The sequence below is a fragment of the Shewanella sp. SM20 genome (assembly GCF_025654545.1).
GTDB classification, from domain to species: Bacteria; Pseudomonadota; Gammaproteobacteria; order Enterobacterales; family Shewanellaceae; genus Shewanella; species Shewanella oncorhynchi.
The window spans coordinates 67,627-88,034 of sequence record NZ_JAKKRK010000015.1 but is presented as its reverse complement, the minus strand read 5'-3'; the positions used below and the strand labels follow the sequence as shown (position 1 = coordinate 88,034).

At 46.1% G+C, this 20,408-nt stretch carries 18 protein-coding genes and 2 tRNA genes; 16 read left to right on the top strand and 4 right to left on the bottom strand.

Annotation, left to right across the window (positions count from 1 at the left end; all coding sequences use genetic code 11):
* Positions 1-58 precede the first annotated feature (58 nt).
* Both L5M18_RS08515 and L5M18_RS08510 read left to right on the top strand, forming a co-directional pair.
* Positions 59-134 (top strand) — tRNA-Glu (locus tag L5M18_RS08515).
* Between the two features lie 131 nt (positions 135-265).
* Positions 266-341: transfer RNA gene (locus tag L5M18_RS08510), tRNA-Glu, on the top strand.
* 587 nt (positions 342-928) lie between these two features.
* Here L5M18_RS08510 and L5M18_RS08505 read toward each other — a convergent pair.
* Entirely contained in the window at positions 929-2,758 is a 1,830-nt protein-coding gene (locus tag L5M18_RS08505) for an ABC transporter ATP-binding protein (RefSeq protein ID WP_263196566.1), read from the bottom strand.
* A 449-nt stretch (positions 2,759-3,207) separates the two neighbouring features.
* Here L5M18_RS08505 and L5M18_RS08500 point away from each other — a divergent pair, with 449 nt between their 5' ends.
* The 7 genes from L5M18_RS08500 to L5M18_RS08470 all read left to right on the top strand — a co-directional run bounded on the left by L5M18_RS08500 (position 3,208) and on the right by L5M18_RS08470 (position 10,377).
* On the top strand, positions 3,208-4,863 hold the full coding sequence (locus tag L5M18_RS08500) for a DNA-3-methyladenine glycosylase 2 family protein (RefSeq protein ID WP_263196565.1): 1,656 nt from the start codon (positions 3,208-3,210) through the stop codon (positions 4,861-4,863).
* Between the two features lie 45 nt (positions 4,864-4,908).
* A complete protein-coding gene (locus L5M18_RS08495) occupies positions 4,909-5,466 on the top strand; it encodes a methylated-DNA--[protein]-cysteine S-methyltransferase (RefSeq protein WP_263196562.1) in 558 nt (185 codons plus the stop codon).
* Between the two features lie 47 nt (positions 5,467-5,513).
* Entirely contained in the window at positions 5,514-6,797 is a 1,284-nt protein-coding gene (locus L5M18_RS08490; protein WP_263196560.1) for a DEAD/DEAH box helicase, read from the top strand.
* A 72-nt stretch (positions 6,798-6,869) separates the two neighbouring features.
* Positions 6,870-7,340 (top strand): dual specificity protein phosphatase family protein, encoded by a 471-nt coding sequence (locus tag L5M18_RS08485; protein ID WP_028761083.1) that lies wholly within the window; start codon positions 6,870-6,872, stop codon positions 7,338-7,340.
* 139 nt (positions 7,341-7,479) lie between these two features.
* Positions 7,480-8,379, top strand: a complete 900-nt coding sequence (locus L5M18_RS08480; RefSeq protein WP_028761082.1) for a chemotaxis protein CheV — start codon at positions 7,480-7,482, stop codon at positions 8,377-8,379.
* Positions 8,380-8,550: 171 nt separating this feature from the next.
* Positions 8,551-9,777 carry a serine/threonine transporter SstT gene (gene sstT, locus L5M18_RS08475; protein WP_263173791.1) on the top strand — a complete coding sequence of 409 codons (1,227 nt, stop codon included), beginning with the start codon at positions 8,551-8,553 and terminating at the stop codon, positions 9,775-9,777.
* 75 nt (positions 9,778-9,852) lie between these two features.
* Positions 9,853-10,377 (top strand): CIA30 family protein, encoded by a 525-nt coding sequence (locus L5M18_RS08470; protein WP_263166662.1) that lies wholly within the window; start codon positions 9,853-9,855, stop codon positions 10,375-10,377.
* Between the two features lie 172 nt (positions 10,378-10,549).
* Here L5M18_RS08470 and L5M18_RS08465 read toward each other — a convergent pair whose 3' ends face one another.
* Complete coding sequence (locus L5M18_RS08465) at positions 10,550-11,929, bottom strand: Gfo/Idh/MocA family oxidoreductase (protein ID WP_263166664.1); 1,380 nt, start codon at positions 11,927-11,929, stop codon at positions 10,550-10,552.
* 351 nt (positions 11,930-12,280) lie between these two features.
* On the opposite strand from L5M18_RS08465, the gene L5M18_RS08460 reads away from it, so the two are divergent.
* On the top strand, positions 12,281-12,721 hold the full coding sequence (locus L5M18_RS08460; RefSeq protein WP_131523165.1) for a hypothetical protein: 441 nt from the start codon (positions 12,281-12,283) through the stop codon (positions 12,719-12,721).
* Positions 12,722-12,818: 97 nt separating this feature from the next.
* Here L5M18_RS08460 and L5M18_RS08455 read toward each other — a convergent pair whose 3' ends face one another.
* Positions 12,819-13,490: an RluA family pseudouridine synthase gene (locus L5M18_RS08455; RefSeq protein ID WP_263196558.1), complete on the bottom strand. Its 672-nt coding sequence runs from the start codon at positions 13,488-13,490 to the stop codon at positions 12,819-12,821.
* 75 nt (positions 13,491-13,565) lie between these two features.
* Entirely contained in the window at positions 13,566-14,189 is a 624-nt protein-coding gene (locus tag L5M18_RS08450; RefSeq protein WP_028761076.1) for an ACP phosphodiesterase, read from the bottom strand.
* Between the two features lie 207 nt (positions 14,190-14,396).
* Here L5M18_RS08450 and L5M18_RS08445 point away from each other — a divergent pair, with 207 nt between their 5' ends.
* The 6 genes from L5M18_RS08445 (at position 14,397) to secF (ending at position 20,180) form a co-directional block, all read left to right on the top strand.
* Positions 14,397-14,606 (top strand): hypothetical protein, encoded by a 210-nt coding sequence (locus tag L5M18_RS08445; RefSeq protein ID WP_105252070.1) that lies wholly within the window; start codon positions 14,397-14,399, stop codon positions 14,604-14,606.
* Positions 14,607-14,668: 62 nt separating this feature from the next.
* Positions 14,669-15,706, top strand: coding sequence for a tRNA preQ1(34) S-adenosylmethionine ribosyltransferase-isomerase QueA (gene queA, locus L5M18_RS08440; RefSeq protein ID WP_263196556.1), 1,038 nt, complete (start codon positions 14,669-14,671; stop codon positions 15,704-15,706).
* A 161-nt stretch (positions 15,707-15,867) separates the two neighbouring features.
* Positions 15,868-16,992, top strand: a complete 1,125-nt coding sequence (tgt, locus tag L5M18_RS08435) for a tRNA guanosine(34) transglycosylase Tgt (RefSeq protein ID WP_006082277.1) — start codon at positions 15,868-15,870, stop codon at positions 16,990-16,992.
* 27 nt (positions 16,993-17,019) lie between these two features.
* Positions 17,020-17,352: a preprotein translocase subunit YajC gene (gene yajC / locus L5M18_RS08430; protein WP_007649452.1), complete on the top strand. Its 333-nt coding sequence runs from the start codon at positions 17,020-17,022 to the stop codon at positions 17,350-17,352.
* Between the two features lie 17 nt (positions 17,353-17,369).
* Entirely contained in the window at positions 17,370-19,220 is a 1,851-nt protein-coding gene (gene secD / locus L5M18_RS08425; RefSeq protein ID WP_173496405.1) for a protein translocase subunit SecD, read from the top strand.
* A 12-nt stretch (positions 19,221-19,232) separates the two neighbouring features.
* Entirely contained in the window at positions 19,233-20,180 is a 948-nt protein-coding gene (secF, locus tag L5M18_RS08420) for a protein translocase subunit SecF (protein ID WP_198572756.1), read from the top strand.
* The last annotated feature ends 228 nt before the right edge of the window (positions 20,181-20,408 follow it).

The following is a 20,408-nucleotide window of genomic DNA, read 5'->3' as shown; positions in this document are numbered from 1 at the left end:
TAGCCTATTGAAGTGAATGTGTTACAAAGCTCGGTTACGAGTTAAAACATAAGTCCGGGTCCCCTTCGTCTAGAGGCCTAGGACACCGCCCTTTCACGGCGGTAACAGGGGTTCGAATCCCCTAGGGGATACCATCTATATTTTATAGAGAGTGGTTCCTAGCAAATAACTAACGTGTTGTTTGGTAAGAACAAGGCATTTGCTTCCTAGCCTACTGAAGTGAATGTGTTACAAAGCTCGGTTACGAGTTAAATCATAAGTCCGGGTCCCCTTCGTCTAGAGGCCTAGGACACCGCCCTTTCACGGCGGTAACAGGGGTTCGAATCCCCTAGGGGATACCAATTTTAATCAAGGTTTATCGAAACTTTGGTTAAAGACAATAAGCCACCTCAAGGTGGTTTTTTTGTGTCTGAATTTTGAATATTAAATCGAGATCTCCCCGATTCATTTACGAGTCATACGCTCCGAGTTATTTGCCTAATTTACCCAACAATTCAAACCATCCACATTAAGATAAATAATGCTTCGAGAGGCTTACTTAGTGTGGTGAAGTCATTCTGTTCAATCGTGTGATAAAGATTATCGAAGCGTTTTCCTGCTTAACCTTGCGCTAACCCATGGCCCAAACTCACCTTTCGGATTGTTCAGTGTGTTGGTACTTTGAATGCTGCCACTTTCAATGTTGATAAGTTGAGCCGTTAAGCGCGGTTTATCTCTTGTTTCCAATCGTTCAACGAGTAAAGTTTGAAGTGAACCGTTCACACGGTAGCCATTGTAATAGATGAATCGTGTATTACTGCGGTGAATATGAGCGCGAGTGTAAGAGTGAAGCTTTGTGGGAAGAGGGCAGAAGTAGGCGGAAACTTATTTGAGATAAAAAAGGCGACACTCACTGCTGAGTGTCGCCTTTCGTCATCTTACCTTTGGCTTAGTCTACACCTAAGAATCCACCGGTTTGGTGGGCCCATAATTGAGCATAAATACCGCCTGCGGCGATGAGTTCATGGTGCGTGCCTTGCTCAACGACTCGGCCTTGATCTAATACAATTAACCTGTCCATCGCGGCAATAGTAGAAAGTCGATGGGCAATCGCGATCACTGTCTTGCCTTGCATTAATTCATACAAACTTTCTTGGATTGCAGCTTCGACTTCGGAATCTAGCGCAGATGTGGCTTCATCAAGCAGTAAAATGGGCGCATTTTTCAATAAAACCCGCGCGATGGCGATACGCTGTCTTTGGCCACCAGAGAGTTTTACGCCGCGTTCACCCACTTGGGCATCTAAGCCATGATTACCGTTAGGATCACTGAGTTCCTGAATAAAGTCATAGGCTTGAGCTTGTTTAATCGCGCGATCAAGTTGCTCTTCACTGGCACTGGGATTGCCGTAAAGAATATTCTCGCGAATGGTGCGGTGCAAGAGGGAGGTATCTTGGGTCACCATGCCAATTTGCGAACGCAGTGAATCTTGCATAACCATCTTGATGTCTTGATCATCGATATTAATCTGACCTTTTTCAACATCGTAGAATCGCATTAGTAGATTCACTAGGGTCGATTTACCTGCGCCAGAACGCCCCACTAAGCCAACTTTTTCACCTGCTTTAATATTCAAATTCAGATCTTCAATCACGCCAGTCTGCTCACCGTAATGGAAACACACTTGGTTGAAATCAATCTTGCCATGATTGACGACCAGCGCCTTGGCGTTTGGCTCATCTTGGATGATCGTTGTTTTCGATAAGGTGTTCATTCCATCGGTAACCGTGCCGATATTTTCGAATAACGAACTGATTTCCCACATTATCCACTGTGACATGCCGTTTAAGCGCAGTGCTAAACTGACCGCAATGGCGATGGCGCCGACCGTGATTGCGCTATCGGTCCATAGGGCTATCGATACTGCTGCAATACTAAAGGCCAACAGATAGTTGATGATTTGCACGCTGACGCTGATGCCCGTCACTAAGCGCATTTGGCGATAAACCGTGTCTAAAAATATCCGCATACTGGATTTGGCGTATTCGGCTTCTTTTTGCGTGTGGGCGAATAGCTTCACTGTGGTGATGTTGGTATAGCTGTCGACGATACGGCCTGTCATGGTGGAGCGCGCATCGGCTTGCTCGGTAGAGACACTTTTTAGTCTAGGCACAAAGTACCATTGCAGACCAACATACAGTGCAAGCCAGACGAGCATAGGTATGACTAAGCGCAGATCAGCGCTGGCAATCATCACCAGCATAGAGGTGAAATACACTAAAATGTATACCAACACATCGAGCAATTTCATCACAGTTTCGCGCACGGCTAAGGATGTTTGCATCACTTTCGTGGCGATTCTGCCAGCAAAATCATCTTGATAAAACGATACACTTTGTTTTAGCAAATAACGGTGTGCAAGCCAGCGGATCGACATAGGATAATTGCCGAGCAAGGTTTGATGCATGATAAGCGCATGCAGTAATACCAATATTGGCATCACAATTATCACCATACCTCCCATCAGCATTAAGGTCGAGCCTTCGTCTTGGAATAAGGTTTCGGGATTTTTTTTCACCAGCCAATCTACTAATTGGCCCATGAATCCGAACAGTGACACTTCAAGCATGGCCAGCATGGCGGTCAGCACTGACATTAAGATCAGCGGCAGTTCGTAGCCCTTAGTATAGTGGCGACAAAAAGCATAAACCCCTGTGGGTGGTTTAGTGGGTTCATCATCGGGTAGGGCTTCAACCCAGGATTCAAATCGTTTAAACATGAATTAACTCTATGGTGAGATAAAAAATAGTCGGCTCTAGCATATACCCAAACAACCTGAAGATGCAGGATTCAGCGGGAATTTAACGCACTTTAGGCAAGGCGGTTATTTGCAGACCTAGTGGACTAAGTTAAAAATAACCAACACGGCATAAAGTGCGTTACCCCGTGGTTAACATCAGCCGCCGGGACGGAGCGTCTAGGGCACTCCACTTCCGTGTCGCACCAATTCAAAAGGTGGCCGACATTCTGTCATTGATGCGCCTTGAATTGAAGCACCCTAGACGCTCTGAAACTCGTATCTTCAGGTAGCTTGGGTATATAAGATTTCATGCCCTAAAAGCATTGAAATGATTGAGTTCCGTTTTCCGCTAGTGCTACATGCTAGTTTTACGTAAAGTAATGAACAAGAAATTAATTGTGAGCGAATATTGTCGGGCGTGATGAAAAATGAGTGCAGATAGAGTGTCTAAGAGTGCGATTAAGCGTGATGAAATAGATTCGGTGCATTCACTGGAGTCCAGTGCGGGGCTACTTTCTGCGTCCATTTGCCGTGAGGCGAGGATGAGCCGCGATCCGCGTTTTGATGGTAAGTTTTTTGTGGGCGTATTAACGACAGGCATTTATTGCCGAACTGTGTGTCCCGCCGTCGCGCCAAAAGAGCAAAATGTGCGTTATTTTGATTCGGCCATTAAAGCCGCGCAGGCGGGATTACGCCCATGTTTGCGTTGTCGGCCCGACAGTGCGCCGGGATCGAATCCTTGGAAGGGGACTGGCACAACATTAGCGAGGGCCATTAGTTTAATCGAAGCGGGCGCCTTAGCGGGAAAATCATCGGGAGAGCCAGCTTCGACAGTAACACAATTGGCTGACCGATTAGGGATCAGCAGTCGTTATCTCAATAAGCTCTTTACCGAAGGCTTTGGCACTTCGCCAAAACAATATGCCTTATATCGGCAGTTACTGTTTGCTAAACAATTATTGCACCAAACCCAATTACCTATCACTCAAGTCGCGATGGCGGCGGGTTTCAACAGTATTCGCCGTTTCAATGAGGCGTTTAAGCAAACCTTGCAATTGACGCCGACGCAGTTAAGAAAGAGTGCATTAACCAAAGCGGCAAAGGAGTCCATGATTGAGCCACTAACAGGATTAGATGAGATTGATACTATGGGTGAATTTGTGCCGCACTATGGATTAACCTTGTATCAGTATTATCGTCCGCCATTGGATTGGACATCACAGCTGGCGTTTTATCGATTACGTGCGGTAACAGGGATGGAATGGTTCACACCGCAGATGAGTCATCCACAAGCGAGCGATGTCGTTGGCGATAATGGGCTCGAATATGGTCGCTGTTTTGCCCTAGGTAAGATGCGCGGCACAGTGCACATTATCCATGAGCCTAAGCTAAATCGCTTCAAACTCGCGATAATGTTGACCGAAGACTCTCCTGTCGATGAGCTGCAATTGCTAGTCACTGAAGTGCGGCGCATTTTAGATCTCGATGCGGATATGCTGCTGATTGAACAAGGCTTAAGTGAGCTACCAAGTTTAGGATTAACACCGTTTTCGGGATTACGGATTCCCGGTGCAGGCTCCTTATTTGAGGCGGCCTGCCGTGCGATTTTAGGCCAGCAAGTGACGGTAGTGCAGGCGACTAAGCTACTTAATCAATTGGTTGAAGCCTATGGCGAGCGCTTTAATCTCAATGGGTGCGAGTATCGTTTATTTCCTACACCCGAGGCCATTTGTGAGGCGAGTCTAACAGAGCTAAAAATGCCCGGCGCTCGTAAATTAGCCCTCAATGCGCTCGCGGCGTTTATCTGCGATCATCCTGAGGCGAGTGTCGATGATTGGCTAAGCGTTAAGGGCATAGGTCCTTGGACAATCGCGTATGCTAAGCTCCGCGGTTTGGGCGATCCCAATGTGTTTTTGCATACCGATTTGATTGTTAAAAAGCATTTGCTGGCCTTGTATGGCAAGACCCATAGGCTGGATGAAGCCGCTGCGGGTGCAGTCAACTACCCGCAGCTGTGCCAGCAACTGAGTCAAGAAATCGCGCCTTGGGGCAGTTATTTAACTTTTCAGCTTTGGCATCAATAGCGACTAAAACGATCTAAGTTGAAGACATAAATAGAGAGATAAATTATGAAGCATGCGATTCGTCAATTGAGCCAAGCGTCAAGTATTGCTGCGTATCAGCCCTGTGCCGTAGATACTTTTATGAGTCCTGCCGGAATATTGCAGTTAAATGCCAATGCCTATGGGCTGAGTCATTTAACGGTTGTCGGCTCGGATCGCACTGAGATTGCGCTTGCTAAGGTGAGTGAGGATGCCCTCAATCAAGCTAAGGCGCATATTAGTGAAACTCAAGTGCAGCTCGCGGGTTATTTTGCAGGTGAACTGATTGAATTTAATTTAAAGCTTGCACCTAAAGGCACTGAATTTCAGCGTGAAGTTTGGCAAGCTTTGCTCAATGTAGATTATGGCCAGAGCTGCAGCTATGGGCAGATTGCCGAGCAAATTGGTCGGCCTAAGGCGGTGCGCGCCGTGGGCGCGGCCAATGGTGCCAATCCCATTGCGATTATCGTGCCTTGCCATAGAGTGATAGGCAAAAATGGCAAGTTAACGGGTTACGCCTATGGGCTTGCGATGAAACAGCAGTTATTAACGCTGGAAACTGCCAAGCATTGCCTCGATATTTAAGCTAGAATAGCCGCCTATTAAGATATTGGTGAGCAGTTAAACTTTCTATGACTCAGGCTTCTTCCTCTGCGGCAAGCTTTGCCCAACTCGGCATTATTGCACCTTTGCTAAATCGATTAACCGAATTAGCGTATGTTTCGCCCACACCAGTACAGGCGGCGACGATCCCCGCTGTGCTTGCGGGGCGCGATGTGTTAGCCGGTGCTAATACGGGCTCGGGTAAAACGGCAGCCTTTGCCGTGCCGCTGTTGCAACAACTTGTTGACGCAAAAACAGAGGATAAGACAGGCGCTTATGTTCGTTGTTTGGTCTTAGTCCCAACCCGTGAATTAGCACAACAAGTCGCCGACAGCTTTTTATCCTATGCCTCACATCTTAATGGCAAGCTAAAAATTGTCGCTGCGTTTGGCGGTGTGTCGGTGAATGCGCAAATGCAGAGTCTACGCTCTGGCGCCGACGTCCTAGTAGCAACGCCGGGTCGTTTGTTAGATCTGTTGTCGAGTAATGCCATTAAACTCAATCGTGTCAGCGCCTTAGTGCTAGATGAAGCTGACCGCATGTTAAGCCTTGGTTTTACTGAAGAATTAGCTCAAGTGCTCGACGCTTTGCCCGCCAAGAAACAAACCTTATTATTCTCTGCGACATTCCCTGAAGAAGTCCGTGAGTTAACGGTAAAACTGCTTAATAATCCACTTGAATATCAATTGCAAAGTGAGCAAGAAAGCACGATTCATCAACGGGTGATTACGGTTAATCGTCCGATGAAAACCGCATTATTGGCGCATCTGATTAAAGAACATCAGTGGTCACAGGCGTTGATCTTCGTGAGTGCCAAAAATACCTGTAATCACTTAGCGCAAAAGCTGTCTAAACGTGGGATCACTGCCGAAGTATTCCATGGCGATAAAGCCCAAGGTGCGCGTATGCGGGTGCTCGATGGCTTTAAAAATGGCGAGATCAGTGTGTTAATTGCGACCGATATTGCCGCCCGTGGTATCGATATCGATAAACTGCCTGTGGTGATCAACTTTGATTTACCAAGGAGCCCTGCAGATTATATGCATCGTATTGGCCGTAGTGGCCGCGCCGGTGAAGCAGGCTTAGCAGTGACCTTGATTTCCCATGAGGATTATCACCACTTTGGCGTGATAGAGAAAAAGAACAAGCTTAAGTTAGTGCGTGAGCAAATTGTCGGTTTTGAAGCCGATGATGAAATGCCAGCCGAACTGTTAGAACAAGCTAAACCTGTCGCCAAGCCTGAAGGTATGGGTAAAAAAAAACGTAAACAGTTACCGCCTGCCAATGCTGAATTTTGGGGTAAAAAATCTTAAGTCGTTGGAAACAAGCTATTCTTAGCTTATCTCTGGCGTTCCTTGTCATCTCACTTGTCGTAGGTAAGGTTTATGCAACACTTATTCTGGTTAGTTGAAGGTAAAGTCGCAGGGCGCAGTGGCCCTAATAAAGATCCTTGGGATTTACAAGCGCTCAAAGAGGCCGGTATTGGTGCCATTCTGTCGGTCAATGGGGGCGAGGGCTGCGAGCCGAGTGCGTTTAAGCAGCTTGATTTACGTTACGAATGTATTCCCTTTTCGCGCAATGTGCCGCCCCAAGATGGGGATGTGGCGATTTGTGTCGCTCAGTTGCCCAAGGCACTCGCTTTTATTCAGCAATGTGAAGCCGATGAGCTGCCTGTAGTGATCCATTGTCGCTCTGGCAAGGATCGCACCAGTCTTATCATGGCCTATTACTTGATGGTCAATGGTGCAGCGCCATTACATGCGGTGAGCCAAGTTCGTAATATTCGCGATATCGCTTTTACTGCCGAAGGTTGGGATCAATTTGCCTTTGATGTCTTGTATGCATTGCAAGACTAAGTATTTGTCGGCGATTGGCGTCGAACCTATTAATAAATAGGTAATAATAGTTTCATTCGTTTGACCTTAGTCATCAAAATTTTACTGTGTTAAGGTTAAGCTATCCGAAGGTTGTTTTTAGTGAGTTATTTATCTAATTATGAAAAGTAAGGCAAGTCAGTCACAGGGATTACTACTGTTTCGGTTATCACAGACTCAAGTGTTTGCCTTAGGCACGTTGAAAGTGCGTGAGCTGGTGCCGTACACACAGCTAAGCAAAATTCCCCAATCTCATCCGACGATTCTTGGCGCTTCAACGATTCGTGGCCATACGATTCCTATCATAGATATGGCGGCTGCGATTGGCTATCGGCCGATAGCTCCTGAAGAGCGGGAAAAATGCTACATCATCATCACTGACTGTCAGCGGATGATCATTGGCTTTTTAGTGCGCGGTATCGATAAGATTATTGAATGTAATTGGCGCGATATTGAGGCGCCTTCTGCCAATTTGGGTAAGAATGCTTACTTGACTGGTGTGACTCGTTTTGAGGACCAGTTAGTACAATTGCTTGATGTTGAGTTATTGTTGTCGAAAATTTTCCCGAATAACCCACAGGCAAATCGGGCAATCTTGACCGATGTGCAGCGTGAGAAACTCAAACCCATGAATATCCTGTTAGTGGATGATTCTAAGGTGGCACGTAAGCAGTTATCCGATGCCCTTGATATGATCAACATCCCTTATCGAGTGACTGCCGACGGTAAAGAAGCCTTAGTCATGATGGAACAAGCGGCACTAGAGCATCATCCCATAGATATTCTGGTGAGTGATATCGAGATGCCGGGACTAGATGGTTATGAACTGGCGTTTGAGGTGCGTGATAATCCACTGACCGCCAAGGCATACATCATTTTACACACGTCTTTATCCAGCGAAATAAGCGTGAGTCAGGCCCACCAAGTGGGGGCAAATGAAGCGCTGACTAAGTTCGATGCCCACGAGTTGATTGATGCAATGTTGCGTGGTGCCGATTTAGCCATGAAGCAGCGCCAATAAGGCGCTTGTTAGTTTTTTGTATGCTTTTTGCGGGACAAGGGTAATTTAGTTAGCTTATTTCCCCGCAAAACTAGACAAGTCTAGTCACATCCTATAAAAACCTTATTGGCCTCATTTCCGAAGGTGCGCGTTGGGGATCTCAACCGAAATATAATAACGACAGGTTAAACCATGAAACAAGAATCATCATTATTAGCTAAGTTGGCTAATGGCAGTCTCGTATTACAAATCTTATTAGGGATTATCGCTGGTGTGGTGTTAGCGAGTTTTTCACCCGATAGCGCAAAAGATATCGCTTTCTTAGGCAGTTTATTCGTTGGAGCACTAAAAGCGATTGCTCCAATACTGGTATTTATCTTAGTAGCATCGTCGATTGCCAATCAAAAGAAAAATACGCAAACCAATATGCGCCCAATTGTGATCCTCTATTTATTGGGTACCTTTGCCGCGGCGTTAACTGCTGTGATTTTAAGCTCTATTTTTCCCACGACTTTAGTTTTGGTTGCTGGTGTGGAAGGCACAAGTCCTCCACAAGGTATTGGTGAAGTAATCCATACCTTATTATTTAAACTGGTTGATAATCCTGTGAATGCGTTAATGACGGGCAACTATATTGGTATTCTTGCTTGGGGTGTGGGTTTAGGTTTAGCCTTACATCATGCTAGCGATTCGACTAAGCAAGTATTTGCCGACATGAGCCACGGCATTTCGCAAATGGTGCATTTCATTATTCGTTTAGCACCTATTGGTATTTTTGGTTTAGTTGCTGCGACGTTTGCTGAAACCGGTTTTGCCGCAATTGCGGGTTACGCGCAGTTATTGGCAGTATTATTAGGTGCGATGGCCATTATTGCCTTAATCGTTAATCCTTTAATTGTTTACGTGAAGATTAAACGTAATCCCTATCCGTTGGTATTTCGTTGTCTGCGTGAAAGTGGCGTGACGGCATTTTTTACCCGCTCGAGTGCGGCGAATATTCCGGTGAATATGGCGCTGTGTGAAAAATTAAATCTGCATGAAGACACTTACTCAGTTTCTATTCCCTTAGGTGCCACCATCAATATGGGCGGCGCGGCGATCACTATTACGGTATTGACCTTAGCTGCGGCGCATACCTTGGGCATTCAAGTCGATTTACTCACCGCATTGTTATTGAGCGTTGTAGCCGCTATTTCGGCTTGCGGCGCCTCGGGTGTGGCGGGTGGTTCATTACTGTTGATCCCACTGGCTTGTAGCTTGTTTGGTATTTCTAATGATGTCGCCATGCAAGTAGTCGCTGTCGGCTTTATTATTGGTGTGGTTCAAGATGCAGCCGAAACCGCATTGAACAGCTCTACTGACGTTATCTTTACCGCTGCTGCTTGTGAAGCCGCTGAGAATAAAGCTAAACTGCGTTAACGAGGGCTGTTATTCGTATTGAAAAGTATTATGGAAGCAGTCACTTAGGTGGCTGCTTTTTTTATGGGAGTCGTTATGATCTTTTTTGATTTTAAAGTGCTAGATGCCGCAAAGCCCTGGTATGGAATAAATGACACTGTGATGGGCGGTTTGTCCCGCAGTAAGATGACGGTGTCACCTTTAGGCTATGGTGAGTTTAGTGGCCATGTGTCGCTGGCAAATGGCGGCGGGTTTGCTTCAGTGCGTTGTGAGTTTAGCCCTATAGATGTCAGTGGATTTACTGGGATCTATGTCGAACTCGATGGCGACCGACCTAAAGATTATAAAGTGAATCTAAAGGATGTCGACACACCCCAAAGCACGGTTTATCAAGCGCCTATGCCCGCGCCAAGTCATCAAACGTTTGGCGTGAGTGGCGCTAGAGTCTTGAATTGGCAGCGGATAGAAATTCCCTTCAGTGACTTCTTGCCCCAATGTCGGGGTAAACCGATTTCCCGAGTGGCAATAGATTTAAGCCAAGTCTGTAGTCTAGGACTAGTGATTGGTGCCCAGCAGAGTGGTGATTTTTCTTTGAAAATCAAAGAAATTGGCTACTATTAGCGTTTATAGTTGGTTTCTTATCATGAGTTTATTGCCCCTAATTGCTTGTCCCTAATTACTTGCTATTGATGGTGCGGGCATCTCTAGGCTTCATTTAAGAAAAAGGATAAGGCCGAGGCACTTATCCTTATGGTGAACCCATCAAAATGATGAGTTTGGTGAAAGCCGCTGCTTAAGCGCCGACAATCCCTAAGGGTTTGGCCGTTTGCCATGCGCCGCGGGTAAAATCTGGGAAGGTGACTGAGTTACTGCGGTCATTGAGTGAATGTTCACTTAAGATATTCACCACCGACCAAGACGCGCCATCGTACACATCCTGATCTAAGGCCTCGCCATTGCGCAGGCAATAAATCATGCGCCATAACATCACAAAATCCATGCCGCCGTGGCCGCCGTTAATCTCAGCTTCTTTACCTATGCGTTGCCATAGAGGGTGATCATATTTGTCATACCACTTTTGCATGTCCATATCCCACTCGTGGTAACTCTGACCAAAGCCACCATTTTCGACGGCGATACGATTCGGGAAACCCGCAAACACGCCATTTGTCCCTTGGATTAAATTGTGGCGACTGTAAGGTCTTGGGCTCGTAGTGTCATGCTGTACCATGATGGTCCGGCCCTTAACGGTCTTAATCAGACTGGTATTGATATCCCCATTGATGTACTTGAGCTGATTACGCTCATGATCGGCGGGGAATTCACGTTTAGCATAGAGCGCACGGCCAAGAGCGGGTGAACTCATCGAGGTTAGATAATCAAATCTATCACCGCGGTTGATGTTCATATACTGGGATACTGGCCCTAAACCGTGGGTCGGGTACAAGTTACCGTTGCGCTTGGTATGCCAATAAGTTCGCCATGAGCCCGTCTTATGGTCTATTTCCTTCATCTGCCAACGTAGCTCGTGGATATAAGCGGCTTCACCGTGGAGCAACTCACCAAACACACCTTGGCGTACCATGTTGAGAACCATAAGTTCTTCACGGCCGTAGTTGACGTTTTCCATCATCATGCAGTTTTTCTGAGTGCGTTCGGCGGTATCTACAATTTGCCAGCATTCCTCTACTGTGAGTGCTAACGGTACTTCGACAAAGGCATGTTTACCGCTTTCCATCGTCTCTATCGCCATAGGTGCGTGCCATTCCCATGGAGTAGAAATGATCACAATATCAATATCATCGCGGCTTAAGAGATCGCGATAGCTCAGGTCATTACCAGTATAGACAGCCGGTTTTGGCCGATTCTGTTTAACGATATGATCCACTGCTCTGTCCAGCACCGCTGGGTGAGTATCACAAATGGCTTTAAGTTCAACGCCTTCTAAATGACAGAATTGCTCGACATGGCTAAAGCCACGCTCGCCAACACCGATAAAGCCAACTCGAACCACGTCCATTTTGGGTGCTATGAGTCCGATAACGGATTTACCCGTTTGCGGTTTAGGGGCAACACTACTGGCGTAGGCGTTGAGGGCAATATTGGCTGTGACGAGTCCGGCGGTAGCGGCACCCGCTGCTTTAAGAAAGTGACGACGATGAATGTTATGCATAGCGCTTCCTGCTTTATTTTTGTTTTGTAGGGATATTGAAATATCACTTGGTCTTATTTGTGCGGTAATTCACTTATGGGTTATATCAGAAACCCTATTAAAATTGGCAATAAAAGATGTAACAAACTCATTCATCTAGGAAGATAAGTCTTTTAGCTGCCTTTACTTTAGCGATAAGTAAATAGTGATAAAGATCGCGTTTTTATTTTTAGATTGAGCTACACTGCCGATTAATTAGTCAAAGGTATTTATCTTTTATATTTTAAATATTTAGCAAATTTAAATTAACCAAAAAGTTACATTTGACGGACGATTTGAAGTAATTTGCTGCTGTGGGGAGTAAAGAGTTAAATGGGTTCTATGCTTAATGTACTACCACAACTGACATTCACTTTAGGTGATTGGGTATTGCATAAGGATATCAGGATGTCTGGGATTGAAAAACGCCGTCGCCTTCATTGGCGGGAGACAGATATGCAAAATCGTGAAATTATAGGTCGTTGGTTAGATGGGCGTCCTTTATTGGGTGACAAAATTACCCTCTATAAAGAAGACGATAAATATTTTTTAGAAACTTGGTTTAGTGATGGCTGCCATAGTTTAGATGAAGTCTATATGACGCAAACTCCTGAGGGCCATAAGCTGGAAGATGTTGGCGGCAATTTCTTTGGTGAATTTTTTATCGTTACATCGTCGCAGCAATTACAATTTTGTAATGAGCAGGGCTGCTATTTCCAAGCGGAAAAATTAGCGGCTGATGTCGATTTTGGTCAAGGTATACGCGTCGCTTAAACGACGACAGTCGAATCAGTAAATAACGAAGGTCGCATTTAGCTCAGTGCTAAGCCGCGACCTTTTGCTTTTATGGAATTGTAGCGAGTGGCTTAAGTTATTCAGTAAATGGATGTTTGCTGCTAAAAAACAGCGGTTTACCCGAATAGGGATGGGTCAAACTTAAGCTTTGTGCATGTAAACATAAACGCGGTTTGGCCTTGATAACCTCGGCATCACCATAAAACTCATCACCCAAAATCGCATGGCCTAGGGCAAGCATATGCACACGCAATTGATGGGTGCGGCCTGTTTCTGGCGAAAGCTCGACTAAGGTGCTGTTTTCTCGGCGCTCTAATACACGGTAGTGAGTGAGGGCGCTTTTGCCGCCAGTATCTCCCGCCTGTAGCGTTTTTTGATAGGGCGGATGTTCAGTGTCCGGCACTATCGCGAGGTCAATAATGCCCTGTTCCTGCTGCACATGTCCCATCACTTCGGCAATATAGACTTTCTTACTCTGTCTATCTTGAAACTGCGTTTTTAAATGCGACTCCGCTTTTTTATTACGGGCGAACACCATAATGCCCGAGGTCGCGCAGTCGAGCCTATGCACTAAAATAGTTTCTGGATAAAGGCTTTGTAAGCGGGTTAACGCGCAATCGAAGGTGTGAGCAGCTCGACCCGGATTAGACAATAATCCCGAAGGTTTATTGATGATAATCAGATCTCTATCTTTATAGCGTATGTCTAGCCAAGGAACTGCTGGGGGCTGGTAATCAAATATCTGCATCTTGTCCTCATTTTTGCGCGGCCATACTAGCAAAATTTACGCAGGCACACAGCATAATCTCATGCTTGCTTATTCTTAGAGGGGGGAGGGCAAATATTCTGTAGGTGTCTTACGGCTCCAAATACGGGTATAAGCCATCAGCTGCGGATAAAAAGTGCGGAACGCGGTTTCTATTTCTATCTGCATTTTATTGACGACTTTATGGGCATCTTTAAACAGTGCGGCTTGCGGATGCTGTTTGGCCACCTGTGCTAAGGCTTGTTGTAATCCTTTTTCGGTGGTGTAGCTGCCTAGCCAATCGGCGCTGCGCATTGTGGGCAAGAGTGTAAATAATGCCTCTGGATGGTATGGATCAACGCCTTGCGTGGCGAAAGCATCTAACGCGTCATAGGCCTTGCTGCTGAATTCATCTAAGGGTTGGTGGTGGTATTCTTCCCAATAGTAAGCTAAATAGTGATCGAAACTCACCGCCATGAGTTCTGCTGCTATGCTTCTTAAGGGCGCAGGGAAAGCTTCCATTAATTCAATCGTCAATTCATGGCTGGCGCAGAGGGTATTAATCTCTTGGTTTAGCCATAAAGCTTGGCGTAACTCCATTGGGGCTTGCGCAATTGGCGCTTGAATATAGTTACCTGCTACGTTGGCAGCAAGGTGGGTTTTACTGATGTCGGCGAGATGTAAGTGTGTAAGAAAGTTCATTATTTGTGCTTGGTTAACCACGTCGGTTCACGGTATCATGCACAAGCGCGCTTAGGAAAGCGCCGAAGCTAAAAATGCAGTATTTTTTCACTTTTTATTGATAATGACATTTGATTCGCCGTGAATAATTATGGCTTACTTAAACGTTGACATAGTAATCGATAAGGGAAAGTGAAATAAAATCAATAACCTTTTTTAGGATCATGGATGATGTGGAACTGGTTCACCAAAATGCTTGGTAAAGACGAGCAGCAGAAGCGCAAAAAAGTGCTAATAGAAATTCCCTTTGAACAACACCGTTTCAGCATGGATGACTTTAGTCGCTCGCGGCTAAAATTCGATGCCGATGACAATCAGCCCCAAGATGGCATCAATCCAGTGGAACCCGAGCAAGAAGTGGACACTGGCAATAAGTAATCTTGATCTTATTGGCCTCTAACCATAGACTAGCCGCCGTTCTAAGCTATCTAGAGGCCAATATGCGCGTTGCAGACTTTTCTTTCGATCTCCCCGATGAGCTGATCGCTCGTTATCCTATGGCGCAGCGTAACGCATCCCGTCTGTTAACCTTAGACGGCAACTCTGGTGCGTTAGGCGACAAACAGTTTACCGATTTGCTGGGGATGATTAATCCCGGTGATTTAATGGTGTTCAACAATACCCGAGTGATCCCCGCGCGCATGTTTGGTCAAAAGGCCAGTGGCGGTAAGTTAGAAATTTTAGTCGAGCGTATGCTTGATGATAAGCGCATCCTCGCCCATGTTCGCAGCTCTAAATCCCCTAAAGTGGATTCGTTAATCCATCTCGACGGTAGCTATAAGATGAAGATGGTCGCCCGTCACGATACTTTGTTTGAACTTGAGTTGTTATCCGAGTTAACCATCTTAGAAGTGCTTGAAGCAGTAGGGCACATGCCTTTGCCTCCTTATATCGATAGACCCGATGAAGATGCCGACAAAGAGCGCTATCAAACCGTGTATAACCAAAATCCTGGCGCAGTTGCCGCGCCAACGGCGGGTTTGCATTTTGACGATGCCATGCTCGATGCATTAAAAGCCAAGGGCGTGAATGTCGCGTTTGTGACCTTGCATGTGGGCGCGGGAACATTTCAGCCAGTGCGTGTCGATACTATTCTTGAACACAAGATGCATTCCGAGTGGGCGAATGTGCCGCAGGATGTGGTTGATTTAATCGCGCAAACCAAAGCTGCGGGTAAACGTGTGGTGGCCGTAGGGACGACGTCAGTGCGCTCCTTAGAAAGTGCGGCACGCGCAAGCCTTGGCGAGCTCAAAGCTTTTAGCGGCGATACCGACATCTTTATTTACCCAGGTTATGAATTCCAAGTGGTCGATGCTATGGTGACAAATTTTCATCTACCTGAATCAACTTTGATCATGTTAGTGAGTGCTTTTGCCGGTTTTGATCATGTTATGGCGGCGTATCAACATGCTATCACGCAAAAATACCGCTTCTTTAGCTATGGCGATGCGATGTTTGTGACGAAAAAAGCCCACTAGACCAAGATTTTGTTTTAAAATAGCCGCCCAAAGTGAGATTGTGCGGCAATTTTTTTCGTTAAAAGATTGAACCTTTTAACGCTGTCCCCATCTCTATTGTTAATCAAAATGGCATTAGCCATTAAAAATGTAGTCAGACTGTTTATCTGGCGAGGTGAATTATGAAATTTGAATTAGACACTACCGACGGGCGTGCGCGCCGTGGTCGGTTAATTTTTGATCGTGGCACGGTAGAAACCCCCGCTTTTATGCCGGTAGGAACCTACGGCACAGTGAAAGGCATGACACCGGAAGAAGTCCGTGCCACTGGCGCGGATATTTTGCTCGGTAACACTTTCCATTTATGGTTGCGCCCAGGCGAAGAAATCATGCGTAAGCACGGTGACTTGCATGACTTTATGAACTGGCAGCGTCCTATTTTAACGGACTCGGGCGGTTTCCAAGTGTTTAGTCTTGGCGATATCCGTAAGATCACCGAAGAAGGTGTGCATTTCCGTTCGCCCATAAATGGTGAAAAAATCTTCTTAGATCCTGAAAAATCAATGCAAATTCAAGATGCATTGGGCAGTGATGTGGTGATGATTTTTGACGAATGTACCCCGTATCCTGCCACTGAAGATGAAGCGCGCAAGTCAATGCAGATGTCTTTACGTTGGGCAAGACGTTCGCGTGATGAATTTGACCGTTTAGAGAACCCTAACTCACTCTTCGGTATTATTCAGGGCGGTGTGTATGAAGATTTACGCGACGAAAGCTTAAAAGGCTTAGTCGATATTGGTTTCGACGGTTATGCCGTCGGTGGTTTGGCCGTCGGTGAGCCTAAAGCAGATATGCATCGCATTCTTGAGCATATTTGCCCGCAAATTCCTGCAGACAAACCTCGCTATCTGATGGGGGTCGGTAAACCAGAAGATTTAGTTGAAGGTGTACGTCGTGGTGTTGACATGTTTGACTGTGTGATGCCAACCCGTAATGCCCGCAACGGTCATCTGTTTACGAGTGAAGGTGTGATCAAAATACGCAATGCGCGTCATAGAGATGACACGTCACCACTTGATACTAAGTGTGATTGTTATACCTGTAAAAATTATTCACGGGCGTATCTTTACCACTTAGATCGTTGTAATGAGATTCTGGGTGCGCGTTTAAACACCATTCACAACTTGAGATACTATCAAATGTTAATGGAAGGTTTGCGCGGTGCGATTGAGACGGGTACATTAGACGCCTTTGTGGCCGACTTCTATACCAGTCAAGGTCGCGAAGTACCAGAGTTAGTCGATTGATTTTTTGCTAATAAGAAGAGAAAAACTATGTTTATTTCAAATGCATATGCAAGCGCTGCCGGCGCACCACAAGGTGGCGGCACGATGGAACTGATTTTCATGCTGGCGATTTTCGGCCTGATTTTCTATTTCATGATTTTCCGTCCGCAATCAAAACGCGTTAAAGAGCACAAAAATCTAATGTCTTCATTAGGCAAAGGCGATGAAGTGTTAACCAGTGGTGGGATTTTAGGCAAGATTGCAAAAATCAGCGACGAAAGCGATTACGTGTTACTGAGCTTGAACGACACAACACAAATCACGATCAAAAAAGACTATATTGCAGCTGTATTGCCTAAGGGCTCTATCCAGTCGTTGTAAGCCAAGAGGGCTCAGGCGTGTTAAATAAATACCCAATGTGGAAAAACATTATGGTGATGCTCGTCATCGCCATAGGTTGTTTCTATGCCGTACCTAACCTTTTTGGTGAAGATCACGCGGTGCAAGTGGTGGCGACTCGAGGTGCCGAAGTAACAGCATCTACCCAAGCCAGTGTGAACGAGCTGTTAGCCAGTAAGAGCATTGCGGTAAAGCGCTCTGAGCTTGAAAAAGGTCAGTTGTTGGTCCGTTTGCAAAATGCGGATCAACAGCTACTGGCGAAAGAACTGATTGCTGACAGCTTAGGTGACAAGTTTACTGTGGCACTTAACTTAGCGCCTGCGACGCCTAAGTGGCTCGAGTCCATGGGCGGCAGCCCAATGAAGCTTGGTCTTGACCTTCGCGGTGGTGTGCATTTCCTCATGGAAGTGGACATGGGCGAAGCGATTCGTAAGATGGAAGAAGCTAAAGTTGCTGATTTCCGTTCACAATTACGTGAAGAAACCATTCGTTATGCTGGTATTCGTGTTAATGCCACTGGAATTGAAATCAAGTTCCGTGATGCTGAAAACCTAGCGACTGCCGAGCGTTTTCTTAAGACTCGCAATAAAGATATGGTGTTCACCGACGCTAGCCGTGGCGAAGATTTCGCGCTGCAAGCTGTGATGAGTGAAGCTTATCTAAAGCAGATTAAAGAAGAAGCACTGCAACAAAACATTACTACCATTCGTAACCGTGTTAACGAGTTAGGTGTGGCTGAGCCTGTGGTACAACGCCAAGGTGCTGAGCGCATTATCGTTGAGCTGCCAGGTGTGCAAGATACGGCTCGCGCTAAGGAAATCTTAGGTGCAACCGCATCAATTGAATTCCACATGGTGGATGACAAAGCCGATCCGAATGCTGCGCAATCAGGCCGTGTACCTGCAGGTTCTGAAGTGTATCAGCGCCGCGAAGGTGGCACTGTGATATTGAAGAAAGAAGTGATGTTGACGGGTGACCATATCACTGGCGCACAACCTAGCTTTGACCAGTACAGCCGTCCTCAGGTCAGTATCAACCTCGACGCTAAAGGCGGTACCATTTTCTCTGACGTGACCAAAGACAACATAGGCAAGCCTATGGCGACTTTGTTCATCGAATATAAAGACAGTGGTGATCGCAATGCCGATGGCAGCGTTAAGATGCAGAAAATCCAAGAAGTGATTTCTGTCGCGACCATTCAAGCCCGTTTAGGCCGTAACTTTGTGATCACTGGCTTAAGTCATGGTGAAGCACAAAACCTTGCGCTATTACTGCGTGCGGGTGCCTTGATTGCTCCTGTATCAATTGTTGAAGAACGTACCATTGGTCCAAGCTTAGGTGCTGAAAACATTCAAAGCGGTGTACAAGCTATGGTATGGGGTATGGCAGTTGTCTTACTCTTTATGTTGGTTTACTACCGTAGCTTTGGGCTTATTGCTAACCTGGCTTTAACCGCAAACTTAGTCATGGTTGTGGGCGTTATGTCTATGATCCCTGGCGCTGTGTTAACCCTACCCGGTATTGCCGGTATGGTGTTGACGGTCGGTATGGCGGTTGACGGCAACGTGCTGATTTATGAGCGTATTCGTGAAGAGCTTCGTGCCGGACGTAGCGTACAGCAGGCTATCCATGAAGGTTATGGTAATGCTTTCTCAACTATCGCCGATGCGAACATCACCACCTTCATCACTGCGCTCATTTTGTTTGCCGTAGGTACTGGTGCGATTAAAGGCTTCGCTGTGACCTTAATGATAGGTATTGCGACTTCTATGTTTACCGCCATCGTGGGTACTCGCTCAATCGTTAACGCGATTTGGGGTGGTAAGCGCGTGAAGACTCTGTCTATCTAAGGGGAAGTGACAATGATTGAAGTTTTATCCTTAAAACATACAGTAAACTTCCTCCGCCATGCACTGCCTATTAGCATTATGTCGGCAGTGTTAGTGCTGGGCTCGCTGGTATCGCTCGCAACTAATGGCGTTAACTGGGGTCTTGATTTCACTGGCGGTACTGTTGTTGAAATGGAGTTTACTCAGCCGGTTGATTTGAATGCGCTGCGTGTGCAACTGACGACGCCAGATTCCGAAGGTGCGATCGTGCAAAACTTCGGTTCTAGCCGTGACGTACTTGTACGTTTACAGGTGAAAGAAGGCGTTAAGAGCGATGTGCAGGTTAAGTCTGTCATGGAAGCCGCGCAGAAAGTTGACCCACAAGTGCAGCAGAAGCGTGTTGAGTTTGTTGGCCCACAAGTGGGTAAAGAACTGGCAGAGCAAGGCGCATTGGCGGTATTAGTCGCGCTGATTTGTATCATGATCTATGTGTCGTTTCGTTTCGAATGGCGCTTAGCGTTTGGTTCTGTAGCGGCATTGGCGCACGATGTCATCGTGACCTTAGGGGTGTTTTCGTTATTTCAATTGGAATTTGACTTGACCGTATTGGCGGGCTTGTTGACGGTGGTGGGTTACTCACTTAACGATACTATCGTGGTATTTGACCGTATCCGTGAGAACTTCCTTAAGCTGCGTAAGAGCGATCCTGAAGAAATAGTTAACATTTCAATCACTCAAACTATGAGCCGTACCATTATTACAACGGGCACGACTTTGGTGACTGTTGTGGCCTTGTTCCTTAAGGGCGGCACTATGATCCATGGCTTTGCGACTGCATTGCTGTTGGGGATTTTTGTGGGTACTTATTCCTCTATCTATGTGGCGAGCTTCTTGGCCGTTAAACTGGGTATCAATCGTGAACACATGATGCCAGTTGAGATTGAGAAAGAAGGCGCAGATCAACCTCCTATGATGCCTTAAAGGTTAATTTGGAGTTAAAAAGCCACCGACGAGGTGGCTTTTTTTTGCATCAATTTTGAGGCGTATCTGACATTCTGCTAGCAAACTCACAAAGTTATAGTCAGTTATGCTGTAAAAAGTAAATGTTAATTTATTTAACAACTGATGTAAAAATCAGCGCTCGACAGCCTCGGCTATTTAGCAGTAGGATGTCGGCAACCCATATTCCAGAGAGTTGTAGCCGTAGGA